Source organism: Lysinibacillus sp. 10T31 (assembly GCF_056394365.1).
In genome coordinates, this window is record NZ_JBFTHS010000012.1 from 26771 (window position 1) to 45335 (window position 18565).

The 18565-nt window shown below is 35.2% G+C and carries 17 protein-coding genes, 2 pseudogenes and 1 riboswitch; of the genes and pseudogenes, 13 read left to right on the forward strand and 6 right to left on the reverse strand.

The features are described from left to right. Positions 1-102: 102 nt before the first annotated feature. A complete protein-coding gene (locus AC1DCY_RS08940) occupies positions 103-732 on the reverse strand; it encodes a hypothetical protein (RefSeq protein WP_477349330.1) in 630 nt (209 codons plus the stop codon). 972 nt (positions 733-1704) lie between these two features. On the opposite strand from AC1DCY_RS08940, the gene metK reads away from it, so the two are divergent. The 4 genes from metK to speE are packed head-to-tail and all read left to right on the forward strand — an operon-like array spanning position 1705 to position 5661. Next, on the forward strand, positions 1705-2880 hold the full coding sequence (gene metK, locus AC1DCY_RS08945) for a methionine adenosyltransferase (RefSeq protein ID WP_477349332.1): 1176 nt from the start codon (positions 1705-1707) through the stop codon (positions 2878-2880). 20 nt (positions 2881-2900) lie between these two features. Continuing rightward, positions 2901-4376, forward strand: a complete 1476-nt coding sequence (locus AC1DCY_RS08950; RefSeq protein WP_477349334.1) for an aminotransferase class I/II-fold pyridoxal phosphate-dependent enzyme — start codon at positions 2901-2903, stop codon at positions 4374-4376. After that, on the forward strand, positions 4373-4807 hold the full coding sequence (gene speD, locus AC1DCY_RS08955; protein WP_477349336.1) for an adenosylmethionine decarboxylase: 435 nt from the start codon (positions 4373-4375) through the stop codon (positions 4805-4807). Before AC1DCY_RS08950 ends, speD begins: the two co-directional genes overlap by 4 nt. Next, complete coding sequence (speE, locus tag AC1DCY_RS08960; protein ID WP_477349338.1) at positions 4807-5661, forward strand: polyamine aminopropyltransferase; 855 nt, start codon at positions 4807-4809, stop codon at positions 5659-5661. Before speD ends, speE begins: the two co-directional genes overlap by 1 nt. 333 nt (positions 5662-5994) lie before the next feature. Here speE and AC1DCY_RS08965 read toward each other — a convergent pair. Together AC1DCY_RS08965 and AC1DCY_RS08970 are read right to left on the reverse strand one after the other, a co-directional pair. Further along, positions 5995-6186: pseudogene (locus AC1DCY_RS08965) on the reverse strand (IS5/IS1182 family transposase); the annotation flags it as partial. Next, a pseudogene (locus AC1DCY_RS08970) lies at positions 6176-6388 on the reverse strand (transposase); the annotation flags it as partial. The pseudogenes AC1DCY_RS08965 and AC1DCY_RS08970, both read right to left, overlap by 11 nt. A gap of 426 nt (positions 6389-6814) precedes the next feature. On the opposite strand from AC1DCY_RS08970, the gene AC1DCY_RS08975 reads away from it, so the two are divergent. From AC1DCY_RS08975 to queE, 4 genes are all read left to right on the forward strand, one after another. Continuing rightward, positions 6815-8689: a leucine-rich repeat domain-containing protein gene (locus tag AC1DCY_RS08975; RefSeq protein ID WP_477349339.1), complete on the forward strand. Its 1875-nt coding sequence runs from the start codon at positions 6815-6817 to the stop codon at positions 8687-8689. A 197-nt stretch (positions 8690-8886) separates the two neighbouring features. Next, a riboswitch (PreQ1 riboswitch) is annotated at positions 8887-8933 on the forward strand. A 267-nt stretch (positions 8934-9200) separates the two neighbouring features. After that, positions 9201-9860, forward strand: coding sequence for a 7-cyano-7-deazaguanine synthase QueC (gene queC / locus AC1DCY_RS08980; RefSeq protein WP_477349341.1), 660 nt, complete (start codon positions 9201-9203; stop codon positions 9858-9860). 3 nt (positions 9861-9863) lie between these two features. Continuing rightward, positions 9864-10337 (forward strand): 6-carboxytetrahydropterin synthase QueD, encoded by a 474-nt coding sequence (gene queD / locus AC1DCY_RS08985; protein WP_477349343.1) that lies wholly within the window; start codon positions 9864-9866, stop codon positions 10335-10337. Further along, entirely contained in the window at positions 10330-11058 is a 729-nt protein-coding gene (gene queE, locus AC1DCY_RS08990) for a 7-carboxy-7-deazaguanine synthase QueE (protein ID WP_477349345.1), read from the forward strand. Before queD ends, queE begins: the two co-directional genes overlap by 8 nt. Positions 11059-11179: 121 nt before the next feature. On the opposite strand, the gene AC1DCY_RS08995 is transcribed toward queE, so the two are convergent. From AC1DCY_RS08995 to AC1DCY_RS09005, 3 genes are all read right to left on the reverse strand, one after another. Beyond that, positions 11180-12034 carry a transglutaminase family protein gene (locus tag AC1DCY_RS08995; RefSeq protein WP_477349346.1) on the reverse strand — a complete coding sequence of 285 codons (855 nt, stop codon included), beginning with the start codon at positions 12032-12034 and terminating at the stop codon, positions 11180-11182. 61 nt (positions 12035-12095) lie between these two features. Then, a complete protein-coding gene (locus AC1DCY_RS09000) occupies positions 12096-13061 on the reverse strand; it encodes an alpha-E domain-containing protein (RefSeq protein WP_477349348.1) in 966 nt (321 codons plus the stop codon). Then, a complete protein-coding gene (locus tag AC1DCY_RS09005; RefSeq protein WP_477349350.1) occupies positions 13015-14505 on the reverse strand; it encodes a circularly permuted type 2 ATP-grasp protein in 1491 nt (496 codons plus the stop codon). The genes AC1DCY_RS09000 and AC1DCY_RS09005 overlap by 47 nt, the downstream gene beginning before the upstream one ends. A gap of 174 nt (positions 14506-14679) precedes the next feature. Between AC1DCY_RS09005 and AC1DCY_RS09010 the strand changes: the two genes are divergently transcribed. The 5 genes from AC1DCY_RS09010 to AC1DCY_RS09030 all read left to right on the forward strand — a co-directional run bounded on the left by AC1DCY_RS09010 (position 14680) and on the right by AC1DCY_RS09030 (position 18450). Then, positions 14680-15093 (forward strand): hypothetical protein, encoded by a 414-nt coding sequence (locus AC1DCY_RS09010; RefSeq protein WP_477349351.1) that lies wholly within the window; start codon positions 14680-14682, stop codon positions 15091-15093. Positions 15094-15457: 364 nt separating this feature from the next. Then, entirely contained in the window at positions 15458-16420 is a 963-nt protein-coding gene (locus AC1DCY_RS09015; protein ID WP_477349353.1) for a tyrosine recombinase XerC, read from the forward strand. A 105-nt stretch (positions 16421-16525) separates the two neighbouring features. Further along, entirely contained in the window at positions 16526-17026 is a 501-nt protein-coding gene (locus tag AC1DCY_RS09020; RefSeq protein WP_477349355.1) for a DinB family protein, read from the forward strand. Between the two features lie 53 nt (positions 17027-17079). After that, positions 17080-17364, forward strand: a complete 285-nt coding sequence (locus tag AC1DCY_RS09025) for a phosphoglycerate mutase family protein (protein ID WP_477349356.1) — start codon at positions 17080-17082, stop codon at positions 17362-17364. A 549-nt stretch (positions 17365-17913) separates the two neighbouring features. Then, positions 17914-18450, forward strand: a complete 537-nt coding sequence (locus AC1DCY_RS09030; protein WP_477349358.1) for a hypothetical protein — start codon at positions 17914-17916, stop codon at positions 18448-18450. Positions 18451-18565: the final 115 nt, after the last annotated feature.

An 18565-nucleotide genomic window follows, 5' to 3' on the forward strand; every position in this document is an offset into this window, starting at 1 on the left:
ACAATTACAAATTAGTTTCGTTGAACCTTACCATAGGTAAATGCGGTTTATGAAAAGAACCACCTAGAACGTTGGAGTGTCAACGTTTTAGGTGGTTTTCATTTATCCAAATTCAATAATGTCAGTTTTAATAAAAGAGGGTAGTAACTTTTGTACATCTTCTAATGTTGAAAAGCGATTTTCATTTGAAAAAATATCTGTACCTTTGAAGTCATGACTAAATAAAAAAGCAGTTGTTGGTTCGTTAAAATGAATGCAAATGGTCTCCTCTATCAAAGGATCTATCCCATCTGCAAGTTTCGCGTCCCAAATTTTGCTCTCTATCATAAAAGTGTCTTTTCGATTCGACCACAAAGAGCTCATATTATAATTATGCTGCCAAATCAGGATAGGAATTAGGCGCATTAGTTCTTGATGTTTTATGACAGTAATCATTAAATAAGTGCTGTTTTTTGATTGATAAAATACTTCAAATGGTAGCTGTGCATCATGTAATTCATATTTTATCTCTTCAATAATTTTTCTATCACTCTGCTCGAATAAATAATAAAGTGGAAATGGGGCTAAGCTTTCTGTAAATAAAGCAAGTTGTTCGTCTGTATAGTCTGGATAATACATCTCGCCAATATTAATGGCGTATTGAATGCCTTCATTTATAAAAAAGTTATAGCCCCCAGTTGAAGGTGCATTATCATAATACTTTTTGGGTAAAAAGCCAATCTCTAAATTCATTCCAAACACGTCCTTAGATTATATTATAAATCTGATTGGAAAAAACCGCACTTATACATGTTACAGAGAACTGTATTAACAGTAAGTACTATTTATTATAAATAGAAATTATGAAAAGGTATGTGAACAGAGTAGTTTTGCATACCTTTTTAGATGAAATGATTCCAAAAGGTGGCGATATTTGATGAGCCCCCTCATTGAAAGATAAAGATAGGCTTTCGCTTTATAATAAAACTTTGATATTTTTTGTTGATTTGAGTGAAGGTACTACCCACGGAAAGCGAGCATCCGTAGTGGAAATTAACCTAGCAGTTTAATAAATATGGTTTTAAATTAGTTGATCAACACACCTTGTTTGAAATCAAAGAATCGTCATGTTCTTCTTATAATTGACCGAAAATAATATTCTGAATTATAGAAATTTAAATGATTTCTATAAATAAAAGACGCTAAAATTAACTATATTTTCTTTGTTTATCTAAAATAATTTTTGCTTACAATATGTTATTTTGACACATCTATTTATAAATTAAATAGGAGTTCATTCTATTATTAATATTAAAAAGCACCAAATGCATTTTTATTCATTTTTTATAATAAATATTTAATGTTTACAAAATGTTACACTTAGTATTTTTTGGTTCGAAAGGGTAAATGAATTGATTTTCATAGCGATTAATTATAAAAAAATATTAAAAAATAAATTGACACTCAAATGTTTATGACTTAATATGAGTCTCAGCATAATAATATAGCTCTTATTAATAACCGTTGAGACGAGGGGTCGAAGATACGGTGGCCAAACAATTTAGTTCATCATGAATTAAATCCAGTGGGCCGAACCTGAGCACAAAATTAACTTTTGTGAACAATAAGAGGAACAGCAGCTGATAGTATTCGAAGCTTTCCTTAAAATTGGGTGAGCTTTTTTTTATGCCCTAAAATCTATAAATTTGTTAGGAGCAGTGAAAATTGTCAGAAAAAGTATTATTCACATCGGAGTCTGTTTCGGAAGGACATCCAGATAAAATTGCAGACCAAATCTCAGATGCAGTATTAGACGCAGCATTATTACAAGATCCGCTATCTCGTGTGGCATGTGAAGTATTCACAACTACAAACACAGTAATTGTTGGTGGAGAGATCACAACAAAAGCAGAACTAGATATCGAAAAAATTGCCCGTGATACCCTAATCGGCATTGGTTATACAGATGATAAGTTCGGTATTGATGGTCATAACTGCAATGTACAAGTTTTAGTACACACGCAATCTCCTGATATCGCAATGGGTGTTGATTCTTCAAGCGATACTAAAGAAGTTGGTGCAGGTGACCAAGGTATTATGTTCGGTTTTGCAACTAATGAAACGGAGAACTTTATGCCTTTAGCTATTGAAATGGCGCATATGCTTGTAAAACGAGCAACTGAGCAACGTAAAAATGGTCAATTCAAATGGGCTCGCCCAGATATGAAATCACAAGTTACAATTGATTATACAGATAGTATGCAACCTAAAATTGATACTGTTTTAATGTCAATACAACATGATGATGATTTTGACCAAGTAGCATTCATTGATTACGTTACAGAAAATGTAATTAAAGCTGTTGCAAAGCAATTTGGTATGAATGAAGACTTCCGCATTTTAATTAATCCTACTGGTCGTTTCGTAGTAGGCGGACCACACGGAGATGCAGGTTTAACAGGACGTAAGATTATTGTTGATACTTATGGCGGCGCAGCTCGTCATGGTGGTGGCGCATTCTCTGGTAAAGACTGTACAAAAGTTGACCGTTCAGCGGCTTACGCAGCGCGATACGTTGCGAAAAATATTGTTGCAGCAGGCTTGGCAGAAAAATGTGAAATTCAATTATCATATGCAATTGGTGTAAGTGAACCAATTAGTATCGCTTTAGAAACATTTGGTACAGAAAAAGTAGCGAAACAAGAAATTTTAATAGCGATTCGTCAATTATTCGACTTAACACCAACTGGCATTATTAACATGCTAAATCTACGTAAACCGCAATATCAACAAGTTGCAGCTTATGGTCACTTTGGACGTAGTGATGTAAGTGTAACTTGGGAAAAAACAGACAAAGTTTCAGAATTACAGCAACTCTTAGCAGTTGCTATTGGTCAATAATGCAGTGCGTGGTAAATCGAGTGGCTACAGAGGAATTTTTAGTCACTCAAGACCGCATGCCATTATTTGAAGCTTTGGTCAATTACGCTAAACAAGAAGTTACGCCGTTTGATGTACCCGGACATAAAATGGGGCTACAAGAAAACCCATTAAAATGGGCGCTTGGAGAAATGACATTAAGAATGGACGTAAACTCGATGAAAGAGCTTGATTTATTAAGTCATCCGGAATCGGTTATTAAAGAAGCTCAGCAATTAGCTGCACAAGCATTTAATGTAGACTACGCTTACTTTTTAGTAAATGGCACTACTGTAGGTATTCTGGCGATGATTTTAGCCACATGTAAACAGGGAGATACATTGATTGTACCTCGTAATTGCCATAAATCAGTTATGAACGGCATTATATTAAGCGGAGCAAAACCAGTATTTATTCAACCTGAAGTTGATCAACATTTTGGTATTGCACACGGAATTTCAGTTGAAAATGTAAAATCAGCGCTTGCAGAAAATCCACAAGCGAAAGCTTTACTTGTGACGTATCCAACATATTTTGGTTCGATGAATAAACTGCAAGAAATTTGTCAACTCGCACATGAACAAAATGTAACAGTTATTGTTGATAGTGCACACGGAGCGCATTTAACATTTTTACCTGATGCACACGATGCGATTAGTGCTGGTGCAGATGCAGTAACGATGAGTATGCATAAAACTGGGGGTTCATTAACGCAAAGTTCGCTTCTTTTACTACAAGAAAAACGAATCGATTCGAAGCATTTGCAAAAAGTATTAAATATGCTTCAAACGACGAGTGCAAATTATTTATTAATGAGTTCTTTAGATGTAGCACGAAGGGATTTAGCGCTGTTTGGACAGCAACGTTATAGCAATTTAAAGTCAATTGTTAATGCGGCAATTGAAGAAATTGAACATAATTCACGCTATGAAGTACTACAAGCTGAATACGTACAACAAAATTTCAATCAATCCTATGATTGGACAAAACTTGTTATTCGTGTGAACGATATCGGTTTAACTGGTTTCGAAGTTTACACAATATTGAAACAACAGTATGGAATTCAATTAGAACTTGCTGAAGGATATGTCATAATGGCAGTCATTAGTCATGTTGATACGAATGAAACAATCGGTAAATTAGTACATGCGTTAAAAGATATAGAACTTAATCACGCTAAAAAAGATGCGATTCAGTCAGCTTATGTGACAGCAAATCAAATAAATAGATTAGCAATGACACCGCAACAGGCGTGTCATGCAGAAACAGAAACAATTTTAATTTATGATGCGGTAGGTCGAATTAGTGCAGATTCATTAATGATTTATCCACCGGGAATACCACTAGTGATCCCCGGAGAAGTTATTTCAGAGGAAGTAGTAGAATTATATAACTTCTATTTTCATAATTTTGGAAATGTTCTGTTCGAAACGAAAGAAGAAAATTATATAACAGTCGTAAGGGAGATAGATAAATGAGCATTGAATTATCAACATTAGGTAGACACGTATTAATCGAATTTTATGGTTGCCCAAGTGAAATTATTGAGCAAAATGCTTTAATCGAGCAGTTTATGAATGAGGCGGCAGACTATTCTGGGGCGACAATTGTAGAATCTTGCTTCCATCATTTCAACCCATATGGTGTTTCAGGTGCAGTAATTATTGCTGAATCACATTTAACGATTCATACTTGGCCAGAATATGGCTTTGCTTCTGTAGATGTTTACACTTGTGGCGACTCAGTAAGTCCTTGGAAAGCAGCAGAATATTTAGAACAAAAACTGCAAGCGAAAAAGACAGAATCATTTGAAGTACCTCGTGGAATGGCAGATAAAATTCGCCAATTTGCAGAACAAAAAATTGATACAATTCTAGTGAAACAAGAAGTATTAGAGGACGTGATTTAATGAAATGGTATACAGAACAATGGAGCGATCACTGTAAATTTTCAATCGGATACAACGAAAAAATTCATAGTGAACAATCTCAGTTCCAAAAAATTGATTTTTATAAAGGTGATGAGTTTGGTACTTTCTTCACTTTAGACGAATTAATGATGGTCAATGAAAAAGATGAGTTCGTTTATCACGATATGATTACGCACCCAGCATTCGCTACCAACCCAGATATAAAAAAAGTATTAATTATCGGTGGTGGTGATGGTGGTACTGCTCGTGAAGTACTACGTTACGAATCAGTAGAAAAAGTAGTAATGGTTGAAATTGATGAGTTAGTATTCCGTTTGTGCCAAAAATACCTTCCAATTACAGCTGCTGGTGTCGAAGAAGATCCACGCATGGAAATGATTTTCGATGATGGCTTAGCTTACGTTCAAAACGCAGCTGATCAATCATTCGATTTAATATTAGTAGATTCTACTGATCCAATTTCAGTCGGTGAAGGTTTATTTACAACAGCTTTCTATAAAGAATGTTACCGTGTATTAAATGAAAAAGGAATTCTAATTAACCAACACGAATCACCATACTTCGCGGAGTATGCGGAAAACATGCGTAAAGCACATAAAAAAATTAAAGGTATTTTCCCAATCGCGAGCGTCTATCAATTCCATATGCCAACATATCCATCGGGACACTGGCTATTCGGATTTGCTTCAAAAGCATTACATCCAATTAAAGATATTCAAGTAGATACTTGGGAAAAATTTACTCTAAAAACGAAATATTACAATACAGACTTACACGTTGGTTCATTCGCACTTCCTACATTTGTGAAAGACGCACTTGATTGTGATGAATAAACCTTTAAATGTAGAAACTTACTCTTACGACAGAAGATTATAGGGACTTTGTGGAGCTTCTTTCGAAGGAAGTTGAGGCTTGAGTGACGTATAATAACCGCTTATCCATGTTACGTAGAACTGTATCACAAGTAATAGTAAACCAGAAGTTTAAACTTATTGTATAAAAAAGTGAATAAACACAAAAAAAGGCGCCTATGTGGAGGGTACTGAAAAACTTACATTTTCATAAAAGCGAACCTTTTTCAGATAAAAATAAGGCACTTCTTGTTCAATTTTGAACAGGAAGTGCCTTATTTCTGTCTCTATTCCTTATTCATTTTCGTTTAGTAGCTAATTGACAGCGAATATCGTTGTAGCACCTTGAATTTCCATGCCAAATAGACCCGCAGTCGATGCCGTATCGTACCCGTGTCCGTTTTTTAATTCACTATTCTTCGCTTCTACTTTGTAGCGATTTGCGGCTAATTGCTTAAATGCTTCCGTATTTTGAAATGCCTCTTGTTCGGCATGTGTATCCGACTTTTAATAATAAGTACTTAAACATACGAATTGGAGGAATGGCATTACGTCCATTGTCTAAACAATATTTTATTTTTAACTCTTCTAAAATGAATGCAAAATCAACAAGTTCATTGATTTGGCGAAGTATATTATCTTTTGGCACAACAATATCGTAGATCGCCATATATGGACTTAAATTAAGGGTTTCTTGATTTGAAATCATCAGGGGGCACCACCTGCACATTAATTCTTTTATTATAAAGGAAAGCGTGACTAAAATAATAGTGTGATACATTGCGTTGTTTGGAGAAGCATCGCTCGACTCCTGCGGGAAAGCGAGACAGACGAGACCCCGCACGAAGCGAAGCGTAGGAGGAGGCTCGGCGCTCGCCCGCGGAAAGCGAGCAGAATGCTTCGGAAAACAACAGTAGAGTCACAGTACCAAATGAAAAAAGCGGGGTATTCAACGATTTAATCGTTGAATACCTCACAATGTGAGAAGATATAGACTTTTTCAGTGCCCTCCTTATGGGCGACTTTTTTTTGTAGGTCTTAAGGTGGAAGATAAATAGTATTTAATAGAAATATTGACAATTATTTTTCAGACAACTAAGCTTAATTAAAAGTAGAGCTGGAGAGGGGATTGCCAGTGGAAATCATTAAATTAAATTGTCCGAATTGTAATGGGAAAATTGAATATAGAGAGGGACAATCATTCAAATGTCCTTTTTGTGAAACTGAAATAATGTTGAAAGAGAATAAAGTCTATTATGTTGATCAGACGATTAATAATTATTATGGTACAACTTCTGCGGATAAAGATACACGTCCAAAAAAGAATTTAAAAGCGCTTTTAATAATACCAATTGTCATCCTTTGTGCATTCTTTGGCTATTTTCTTTTGAGCGGCAATCAAACAGAATATGGTAAGCGTGAGGACATACCTGTTCGAAAAATGCCTGAAAGCGAAGTTCTTTTATTCTTTTTAAAAGATATTTTTGATAAAGGTGGAGCAATGCCAACTAAAGAAGAAATCGCAAGTATCCGTTATTTAAAGGCATACTATTCTGAAGATCAATGGCATTTTGATTACAGCCTTGATGATCCGTTTACAAATAAGCAAGCCGAAATTTCTAACTATATTATTATGGATAAGTTATTAAATACAAAAAAAATCGAACAAAAAGATTTTGAAGCCTTTACTGGTCTGACGGTATTGAATTTGATGGGCGATTATGAAATATCACAAAGTGAAAAGGTAAGCTTCCGACATCTGGAAGGCTTAAAAAGCTATACAGGTAGCTTTAATGAATCATTTAGTAAAATTGCTGACTATTTTAGCGATAAGTCTAATGTTGTAGAGCTCTCTATTCAAATTCGAAGTAATGATGAACTTGCTTTATTATTAGAGTTTCCTAATCTTCAATCACTTGAAATTTCGTATCACACCGAGACAGTTACAGACTTCGCTATTCTGAATAAACTGCCATTAACATCATTGTCTTTAAGTTTTGCCAATGATTTAAAGTGGTTGTCATCATTTACTGATCTAGAGTCGTTAACAATAGATTATAGTGAGGCGACAGATTTTAGCTCGTTCTATTCACTGAATCAATTACAAGAATTGAAACTTACAGCGGTAAAAAATTTAAAAACGCTTGATTTTATACAAAACATGCCTAACTTGCAATCTCTTGATCTTGAAAATATGGATATTACAAATTTAGAACGCCTTAGAAATAAGTCTTCATTGACCAAGCTGCGTTTAGCTTCTCTTTATAAATCAGATTTGCTTGATATTGTGAACAGCCTGACTTCACTGACCGATTTATCGATAACTGGTTATAGTGGCCAAATAGCATCAATTGTAGCACCTCATTTAAAAAAAGCGGAATTAAAAAATACTTTCTTATCCAAGTTAGAGGCGCCTGCTTTAAAAGATTTGACTGTTGATATAAGTGGAGCACAGTCGTATTTGAATGGAGCAGAATTACTGAAATACCCACAGCTAGAACAACTTACAGCGATGGAATCTGGCGATTTTACGGGCATTCGTTCTTTAAATCGTCTGCCAAATCTACAAACAATAAATTTAAATGAAACATCTTTTTATGAAGAGACGAGTGAATTATTCAATTTACAGCATGTAAAAACGTTAAATTGTAATGAGTGTAGGTTTCAAATTAATAGTCAAAATTCATTTAACAACAACATACTGGAACATTTAACTTTGAATGATGTATCCTATCGAATAGGTAATGGTGATTGGGTGCATGAAGTTGATAAGGTTATGCCTTACTTTGCTGGCTTAACAGCTCTACGTTCGTTCACTATACAAGATAGTTCACTACAATCGTTAAGTTTTATGGAAAATTGGCAACAAATTGAGGTGCTTCATTTGGAAAATAACGCTATTTCAAATGTAGAGCCTTTAGTGAATTTGCCCAATTTGAAAAAGCTATATATTTTAGGAAATCAGGTGCAAAATAAATCAGTTCTAGACAATGGAATAGTGATTTATTGAAGTAATGTGACTATATATATCCTCAAAATATTAATGAATCTAATCTCAGCAAAATGTTTAGTATACTGCTAAAATATAGGGCAATATAACAGTCATTTTTTCCAGAGAAGCATTCATGGGAAGATTTTATAAAAAATCAATTTGACGTTTTATACTATTTTATGTATTATATTGATGAAAAGAATGCCCGGACTAGAACGGGAGAGGTTCATAGCAAATACCCTCTATAAAAAACTATGGAAACATGACAATATGCCATGTCCATATCGGACGTGGCTTTTTTTTATGTTTTTACTTATGTTTTAATAGAATGATTGGTAATGCCTCTCTTGAAAAGTGTTGGGAAACATTTTGCAAGGAGGTTTTTTTATGTTTGGCCAAAGCCGTGAAGAAGGTTGAAGGATTTAATATTATTGGGTAACCAAGGTACACAATATTCGTTTAAAAACTAAGAAGAAAGTAGCGCTTTTTCTTAGAGTGCTGTTTTTTCGATATAAGGGAGTTTTTATAGATGAAGCAGGAAAAAGCAATTGTTGTATTTAGTGGAGGTCAGGACAGTACAACCTGTTTGTTCTGGGCAAAAGAACGTTTTGAAGAGGTTGAGGCAGTAACTTTTGATTATGGTCAAAGGCATCGTCTTGAAATTGAATGTGCGAAGGAGATAGCAGGTGAGCTCGGTGTTAAGCATCACATTCTTGATATGTCACTCCTGAATCAGCTTGCTCCGAATGCGTTGACACGACAAGACATAAAGGTAGAAGACGGAGATAATGGTGAGCTTCCATCGACTTTTGTACCTGGCCGAAATCTTCTCTTTTTTTCATTTGCGGGAGTTTTAGCGAGCCAAGTAGGAGCTAAGCATATTGTAACTGGCGTTTGTGAAACGGATTTTAGCGGATATCCAGATTGCCGAGATGTTTTTATTAAATCCTTAAATGTAACGTTAAATTTATCGATGGATGATTCCTTTGTGATTGATACACCATTGATGTGGCTAAATAAGGCACAGACATGGGAGCTTGCTGATCAATTTGGGGCACTTGAATTTGTTCGGGAAAGAACGATGACTTGCTATAACGGTGTAATAGCAGATGGCTGTGGGGAATGCCCAGCATGTAAACTGCGAAAAAAAGGGCTAGATGAGTATATGAGTTACAGGAAGGAGTCTTAAAGCATGTCAGATTTTAAAATCGTCGATAAACTCCAAAAAATAGATGAGGATATTCAAAGAAATCAATTGAACTATCATGCAAAGCGTGTACTCGTAAGCAAAGAATTTACCTTCGATGCTGCTCATCATTTACATAATTATGAAGGGAAATGTAAAAACCTGCACGGTCATACGTATCGCGTAGTATTAGGACTGAGTGGATACACAGATGAACGCGGATTGATGTTTGATTTTGGCGATATTAAAGGCATTTGGAAACAAAAAATAGAAATTCATTTGGATCACCGTTATTTAAATGAAACGCTTCCACCTATGAATACGACGGCAGAGAACATTGTTGTTTGGATTTACGAAAAGATGGCTGCTGCCTTGCTTGATGAACAAGAATATAACGGTGTGCGTGTAGAGTTTATCAGGTTATATGAAACTCCGACAAGCTATGCAGAAGCGAGACGGGAGTGGATGGAAGTTGAGTAAGGTACCTGTTATCGAGATTTTTGGACCGACGATTCAAGGTGAGGGAATGGTAGTTGGCCAGAAGACAATGTTTGTGAGAACTGCCGGCTGCGATTATTCCTGTTCTTGGTGTGATTCATCGTTTACGTGGGATGGCAGCGGAAAGCATCTTATTGTCCAAATGACAGCAGAAGAAATTTGGACTGAGTTGAAACGTCTTGGAGGCAGTGGCTTTTCATTTGTCACGATTTCAGGCGGCAATCCTGCACTCCATCAAAATTTGGGAGAGCTCATTGCAATTTTAAAAGAAAATGACATAAAGGTCGGAGTGGAAACACAGGGAAGTAGGTGGCAAAAATGGATGTATGAGATTGATGAACTGACTATCTCACCAAAGCCACCTAGTTCTGGAATGACCACAGACTATTTGATCCTCTCTGATATCTTCGAAAAACTTAAAAATCGAAACAGTAATCAACATATATCCATCAAAATAGTCGTTTTTATTCAAGGGGATTACGATTATGCTAAACAAATTCACCAACGATATCCAATGATTCCTTTTTATCTCCAAGTCGGTAATGATGATCTCATGACGACTGACAATTCACGATTAATACTACATTTATTAGATAAATATCATGCGCTAATTGATAGAGTGATTAAGGATGAGGAATTAAGAGATGTCAAAGTACTGCCACAGTTGCATGCCCTTGTTTGGGGAAATAAAAGAGGTGTATAGTGTGCTATTACATAAATTTCTTTAAATTTGCTTGAAGAGTCATATATTTAATAACCCCCCTGATTCTTCTTCCTAGCGTAGAAAAATCAGGGGGTTTAATTTAAAACATTACACGTTTTTGTTACAAATGACTCAATGCTTTAACACTCACTTTAACTGATAAATCATGCTTACCACCTGAATAAACACCTTCAACTGGGCTTATATCGGAATAATCACGACCGATGCATAAAATAATGTGATTTTCTAATACTTCTACATTATTAGTTGGATCTAGACCAATCCAACCGATTCCTGGTATCATGACTTCTACCCATGCGTGGGTTGCAATATCACCGATCAAGGCAGAGTTTTCATCGACGTATAAATAACCGCTCACATAGCGTGCAGGAATTCCTTTAGCTCTTAGCACTGCAAGCATGACATGGGTGAAATCCTGACAAACCCCTCGCTTAAGGGAGAAGGCTTCACTTGCAGTTGTCGTAACATCGGTCGCACCAGGAACGTATTCAAAAGTCGAGTATATATATTGCATTAAATTTAATGAAAATAGTACAGGATTTTCAGCATGACCAATGGCATGATAAACTTCCTCTAACTGATTTTCTGTCATATACGTAAAATGTGTAAACTTTAAATAGGGTAAATAATGCTCATAAAATAGTTGCGAGTGAAAAATGGTCTGCATTTCTGGTGAATATTGAATGCGATGAATAAATGGTGCACGTTGAATGCTGACAATAGAGGTCGTCTGAATTTCTAGCTCTTGGTGCTGCTCAGGTATATAAAAAGTGCCAACCGTATTGCCCCATATATCTGTATGCTCACGCGTTAAAGATGAAGGTGTAATGGTAATTCGATAGGATAATAAGCGCTGACGCTCATCGCCCCTTGGCTTTAAGCGGATTGTATTTAGGCTTTGGTCGACTTCAGACTCATATTGAAAAATATTAGTATGTTGAATTTCAAATTTCATTGTGTCCGCTTCCTTTGGATTACTGACTTGCTTGTTGAAAGGGAGCTGTGGTTGATTCCTTTCAAGGTTGTACGCTGGGTTCATATAAATGATAAATTGTTGCAAATGTATTGCCAAATTCAATACATTGACACAATCTTTCCTCCATTAACAAAATAGTTTCCTCAATGGTACTATTCCATAAATCTACATTCATCACAGCAAATAATAAACTCTTTAATGGGGTATGAAGCTCTAAAAATCTTGCTGAAAGAGGATCGTTTTCTAAACAAGTAAATGCTTCTTCTAATTTTTCTAAGCAAAACATCACTGAACGTGGGAAATGATTATCCTGTAATAAATATTGAATCACACAAAGTAAATTGGTTTGGCGATGCTTGCGCAAAAAAGATTCCGTCGCCTCCGATAAATCGAGTAAAAACGAACCGTCCGCTTCTATTAAAGAGATGGCTATTTCCTTATGTTGCTCCAGTATAATTAAAGCCATACGAATCGTCTTTTCTACACGTTCTAACCATTTCCCAACTTGCATGAAATAAAAGGGTAAATCTCGATCCATCGAGCCTTCGATAAGCCCTGTTACCGTCAAAGAAGTCTTTCGTACATTTTGTAAAAAGGAGTTAAGAACGATTAGTGGAATTGGTCTTTCACGTTCCATCATTTCTTGCTGTAATGATAGATAAAAGGCATTTTGCAATTCCCAAAGTTCAATGGGTATGCTATCTCGAGTTATACGAGCGTTTTCTCGTACCGCACGTAAAGTAGCATGGAGGGCATTGCAGTTATTATTAGAAAAGAGTAGATATTCGATAAGTGGATTAACTCGAATCGACTCATAAAAGGACAAGTATTCTTCCTTCGAGGCACAAATATTCAACACCGCTTCCCAATGATCGATGTATTCATTTTCTTTGCCAGATTGCTCCAACATATTCAACAGCTGTACTTGTAATATATGTGCATTCGTTTGTGATCGTTCACTATATCGTGCCATCCAGTATAGTGCATCGGCTACTCGACTTAGCATACTGCAATTCCTCCTTTAATATCCATGTATCTTTTGCTCCTCCGCCTTGGGAAGAATTCACAACTAAAGATCCTTCTTTTAATGCTACACGCGATAAACCTCCAGGAAGCACATAAATATCCTCGCCCTTCATTACATAAACACGCAAATCGACATGACAAGGATAGAATCTCCCATCCTGGAAAGCTGGTGCTCTAGACAGACTAATAGTTGGTTGTGCAATGTATTGATACGGATTTTCCAAAATCTTTTCTTTAAAAATAGCCATTTCTTCATCGCTCGCATGCGGACCAATTAGCATATCATAGCCACCAGAGGCACTAACATTTTTTATGACAAGCTCTCTCATATGCTTAAGAACCCAAGCTCGCTGTCTATCATCAGCTAGATGATAGGTCTCGACATTACGTAAAATAGGTTCCTCTTTCAAATAGTAGCGAATCATATCCGGTACATAGGCATACATCGCTTTATCATCAGCAACACCATTACCAACAGCATTTAAAATAGCAATATTTCCAGCCTTATAAGCAGCCATTATATGAGGAACTCCAAGTAAAGAATCCTCACGAAAAACAACAGGATCTAAGAAATCATCATCAATTCGACGATAAATAATATCAATTTGCTCTAAACCGTAGATTGTTTTCATATAGACTTTGTTATCTCGGACAACTAAATCACGCCCTTCAACAAGCTGAATATTGAGCTGCTGTGCTAAAAAAACATGATCGTAATAGGCCGAATTATACATGCCTGCTGTTAACAGAACAGCTTTAGGTTCTCTATCTGGGTTCATACAAGGTGGCCGATGAGCAAGAAGTGCCTTCTTCATAAAGGCCATTTGTTTGTCGAGCGACTGGATCGTATGTTTAGAGAAAAATTCAGGATACACTTCCTTCATAACAGATCGATTTTGAAAAACATAGGATATCCCTGAAGGATTGCGTAAATTATCTTCTAACACGTAATAAACACCATTTTCATCACGAATCAAGTCTATGCCTGCTAAAAAAATATGATTATCGATAGGTACTTTTACACCAAGCATTTCTTTATAATAATACGGATTGTTTTCAACGAGCTGTTTCGGAATAACCCCATCCTCAATAATAGACTGTTCATGGTAGACATCATGTAAAAAACAATTTAAAGCTTTTACACGCTGCTTCATACCAGCTTCAATTACTTCCCACTGTTCATATGGAATAATAATAGGTATAAAATCAAAGGGCATTGTCCGCTCTGTTCCACCTTGTGCACCATATACGGTAAATGTTATGCCTTGTTTAAGGAATGTTGATTGTGCTTGCTGATATTTTTCCTTTAATTGTTCCTTAGTGAAAGCATTGAGCTTATGATGGAAAGACCGATAATGAGGCTTCGGTTGATTGCCTTCGAACATCTCATCAAAAAACATACCAGATTCATAGAACTTCATCATATGGATCGCCCTCCGAATTTAAGTAGTAGAGAAAACGTGTTACACTTAGTAAGAATCAATTTCGCCTTGGCGTAATTGTAGATAATGGGTACCAATTGAAATGGAACCATATCTTCATTCATCTCATCACTTTTAGAGGAATGAAGATAAATACATATAAAAGGAGCTAATAAAATGACAATCATTAATTTAATGCAAGCTTATGAGTTAGACAAGCTTTCAAAATTAGATTTTACTGATGAGGAGATTGTACACACATTGCAAACAGGGGATGTATCAGTTTGGCAGGAAAAAGTACCAAACTATGAATTTTCCGAAACAATGGCACTTTATCAAGAAGGGGAACAATTATTTTTGAACGCTCTGCATGGTAACTACCGTATCAAATATGTAACTTTGCCAGGCATTCAACGTTTACTGTATCTTCGTTTCCAATTAGAAGAAGGTAAGGATTATCAATTATTAGAAACAGGAATCCAGCATTTAACTTGTGATGAGGAAGCTATCGCTAAGCTTCAACATATGCTATCAACAAACTGGTCTCTAGCGAAACAAGTAGATGGGACGTATAGTATTTTTGTAAAGTAAGCGAATCTCACCTGGGCATATTTATACCGGAATCGACAAAAAACCAAATAATCCCATGCTCATTGTGAGAAGAATCGACACGTATAGTTACCCATCTTTTCGTTTTTCGAATCGTCTCAGAGCATTTAACTCACTAGATTTAAATATTCATTTTTTTCGTGTTTTATACCTAAATATTGAAACTTTCAAAAAAACTTTTATAAAAGGTGATTTTCTTGCTAAAAGAGAATCATCTTTTTTGTCGTCTATAAATAGAACATTCGTTCCATTAATAAAAGAATGACACTTTTTTCACCATTAAGTTCCCAAATTTATATTTGGGAACGTTTTTTCGTGGTAAAATAGAGAAAATAGAGGTGATTTTATGGAAAAGACAAAACTTCCTAAAATAATGAGAGATTTTCTTGTCTATCTAACGACGATTAAAGGAAAGTCTCATCGCACAAGAAAAGAATATGAATATGATTTGACATTATTCTTCCGTTTCTACATAGCAATTCAGAATGATCATGATATATCAGAATTAACGAAAATAGATATTTCAACTATTTCAATAGAAGATATTCGAGAAATGACACTAGAGGATCTATATTTATTTATGGAATATTGCGAGGTGCAGCGTGGGAATTCAGCTTCTGCGAGAGCACGTAAAGTAGCAACGTTAAAATCATTTTTTAAATATCTAAAAGGGAAACGACGTCTTCTAGAGGAAAATCCGGCAGATGAATTAGAAACGCCAAAAATTGGTCGGAAAAGACCTATCTATATGAACATCGAGGAAGCCACGCAATTTATCGATGGTATCCAGCCAAATCGTGCTTCACCGAGGAATTATTGTATGATGATGTTTTTCTTAAATTTAGGGATTCGTGTGACAGAGCTTTGTCAGCTAAATAAGACATCTATCCAAGGTCGCTACTTAACGGTTGTTGGTAAAGGGAATAAAGAGCGGACCGTTTATTTGAATGATAGTTGCATCCAGGCACTTGCTGACTATGAAAATAGCGGAAAGACAGTTTATAAAGGCGAGGGAGAAGAGCCTCTTTTCGTCTCACAAAAAGGAACACGCTTTACTCGTCAAACTGTTGCAAAAATCGTTAAACAAATTAATCAGCAATCAGGACTTCAAAAAGATCGACTGACGCCACATAAATTACGACATACATCTGCAACAATGATGTATAAATCTGGGGCGGATATCCGAAGTCTTCAGCATATACTTGGGCATTCAAGTGTTGCAACGACGCAAATCTACACTCATATTGAAGATGAAGAACTACAACATGTACTCGAAAATAATCCGTTCAATATTGTTCGAGCAAGATAATTTTCAAAATATTAAAGGAAAACCACTTCGTCTAAAGAATACTTTACAGTGTATAGAACATATACAGAATAGGAATCAAAAATCGTTTGGTAAGGGGAGTAGCTTATGAATCAATTAATTAACGATCATCTTTGCGAAACAAGAAATAACTTAGTTGAGGAGATTAAATTATTAAACGATACGCAATTGAATACAAAGCCTGATGCTAACAGTTGGAGTATAGCTCAAATCTGCCATCACTTAGTTTTAGTGGAGGAGTCTTCAGTAAAAGCGATTGCATGGGGATTAAAACAAGCAGATCATAAGCAAACGGAACGTAAAAATGTGCAACTTATTGTAGATAGAACGAAGAAAATTCTGGCGCCAAAAATTGTTGAACCAGCAGAAAACTTTTTTACGGTTCAGCAAATCATTGAGTTGTTAGACGATTCAAGAAATAAATTAATAACTTTCCTTAATACAATTGAAGATCCATCAATATTAGCTGAAAAATCCGTGAAGCATCCTGCCATTGGTGAATTATCCCTCGATCAATGGGTAGAGCAAATTTATTTTCATGAACAACGACATATTGGACAAATCAAAGAAATCAAAGCATTGATGTAGTTTGTAAAATCGATTTGACATTTTAAAATAAAGTTGAATATCAAATAATAATAATGAAAATTGATGATTTAGTGGAATTAATATTTATTCGTCACGGTCAAGGAGAACACACAATGGATTTACCAAGTAGTTTACAAGTAAAAGACCCTTCCTTAACAGCTAAAGGGGTTAAGCAAGTAAAACTATTAAGAAATGAATTTCCTTTGACTAACAATGATGTTATATTTATTAGCCCTACCAGAAGAACGCTGCAAACAGCATTAATTTTAAGTGAAAATATTGATTGCCTTAAAATTGTAAGTCCATTAGTTTCGCCAAGAGTGTTTCCTATTTTTTAAAAATAAAAAAACATTGCCCTTGTGATGAAATAATGGATTTCGAAAGAATTAAAAGAGAGTACCCGGCCTTCGAAGTCGATTTAAATGTACCAAATGAATTATGGAATTCTGGCATAAATATTATACCAGAAAATAATTTTATAAAACTTGCTGAAGAGTTTATTGCAAACTGCAAGTTAATCTGTTGAGAAGAATCCATTTTAATCAATCTTTATTCCTACAATTAAGCAAAGATAAGAACTAATGAACTTCCTGGAGAGATAGTACAAAGAATGAAGAAAAGAAAAGCGCGACATTATATTAAAGAAATTATTAGAGACATTAACAATTCAATTGCATCAGAAATAATTTGGAACATTTTAATGTTTATCCCTAAAATGATCTTTCGATTATTGAAAAATTTATGGTGAACGTTTAATTTCTCGCAATCAGCATAATGAGGTCGAGATATAGCCACATAGTAAGAAGGAAAGGACAAAAAGCCTTTCCTTCTTTTTCGCGTTTTATGTTATAATTATCGTTATTTACTATTTTTTGTTAGGAGAAATTATGAGAATTTATAAGTTAGCTAGTATATGCATTTCTATTATACTCTTATCAGGGTGTAATACATTTTCATCTAAAACAGAAGTACCCTCTAAAAATGCAGCGTCAGAGGCTGTGAAAAATGAGCCTGTTGTTTTGGAGAGCACTCATAAGGAGAATGATGATAAACCTGTTGTCGTAGATATCACACATAAGGAGAAAGACGATGAATCAATAGGAACTAATCACCCTATTGAGATTGATGAAGCGGTAACCTCTCCCATTGGTGAAAGTAAATCATATTTTTCTTATGAAGGAGATGTTCCATTTAAAATATCCGTATCAAATACTGGTACAAAAAGCTTTTTATACAAAATTCGAAATGTAGATAAAGAAACAAAAGTTGTAAATGGTGTTTTAAAAAGTAACGAAAGTTTTGAAAAGGTATTTAAAGGATTTCCAAAAGGATCTTACGTCATATCTTACCTTGTAGAAGAGGAAGAGCATCCAATAGATATAAATCTAAATGTAAAGGTAGAGTTACTTCCCAAAAGTCTTTAATATTCGAAATTGACGAGCTATTGTTTTGATTGAATATCATAAAATGCAGAAAGAACCTGATGGAATCATGAATTTTGTCAGGTTCTTTCTGCATTCTTGCTCTTGTTAAATCAAA